Source organism: Salipiger sp. PrR002 (genome assembly GCF_010500775.1).
Taxonomy (GTDB): domain Bacteria; phylum Pseudomonadota; class Alphaproteobacteria; order Rhodobacterales; family Rhodobacteraceae; genus Salipiger.
Genome location: NZ_JAAGOU010000098.1, coordinates 1 through 1,143 on the forward strand (window position 1 = coordinate 1; position 1,143 = coordinate 1,143).

Here is a 1,143-nt window from a genome sequence, read left to right on the forward strand (position 1 = left end):
CCCTTCGGAGAGCCTTCGGAGCTTGCCCCTCTCGCCTGGGATTTCCACGATGCTGCCTACGCCGCAAATGCGCGCCCGGTCTTCTATTCGGTGGGCGCGGACCTGATCCCGCTCTGGCTCGAGATGGGGCTGGGGTTGGTGAAATTGGGCGAAGAGGCGGTGGTGCCTCTGCCGGGCTTTTCGTTGCAGGGTCCAGAGCGCAAGCGCCTGCGCACCACGCACAACCGGGCGCTGCGCGACGGGCTGTCCTTTGAGGTGCTGCAGCCGCCCTTCGCCCCGGGTTTCATGGAGGAGCTTCGCGCGATCTCGGAAAGCTGGCTCGCCACCAAGGCGGGGGCGGAGAAAGGCTTCTCAGTCGGCGCTTTTGATCCCGATGTCCTGTCGCAGGCCCCGATCGCCGTCGTGCGCCACGAGGGGCGGACCGTGGCCTTTGCGAACCTTTGGCTGACCGAGACGAAGACCTCCGCCACCATCGACCTGATGCGCCATGCCGAGAATGCCCCGGGCGGGCTGATGGAGTTCCTATTCACCGAGCTGCTGCTGCACTTCGCTGCCGAGGGCTATGATGAGTTTTCGCTGGGCAATGCGCCCCTCTCCGGGCTTGAGGTCCGCCGTGGCGCGGCGCTCTCGACCCGGCTCGGAGCGCTGGTCTACCGTCATGGTCAGCAGTTCTACAACTTCGAGGGGCTGCGCTCCTTCAAGGAGAAATTCGATCCCGACTGGCGACCAATCTACGTCGCGGTGCCGCCGCGGGCCAATCTTCTGAGCATCGCGGCAGATGTCGTTGCCCTGATCGGCGGCGGCGCGCGGAGGGGAGATGATGCCCGGCCCGCAGGTGTTTCCAGATAAGAGGGACTGCCGCCAGGGATGACACGCTCCAAAGCCGCGACATCCTGGCCACGGGCTCCCGCGAAGCGCCGCAGTCGCGAAAAGACTGGCCGAACCAAGACGCGCTGAACGTCGCAAAAGGGCTCGGAGCGGGCTTGCGGCGATGCAGCGACGGACCACCGGTGTGCGGACTTTCCTGCCTTTCGCCGCGCTGCGGCGAACCTTCGTGACGGACCGGTCCCTTTGGGCGGAGCGTCCCGCACCGACCGGAGCCAGCGCGGGAGCTATCATCACTGCTGTTCCATCTCGGTGACG

Annotated in this window: 1 protein-coding gene; it reads left to right on the plus strand. The window is 66.1% G+C overall.

Annotated features, from left to right (window positions below; genetic code table 11):
• Positions 1–849, plus strand: an 849-nt coding sequence (locus G0A00_RS26300; protein ID WP_164185628.1) for a phosphatidylglycerol lysyltransferase domain-containing protein, incomplete at its 5' end; no start/stop codon positions are given.
• Positions 850–1,143: the final 294 nt, after the last annotated feature.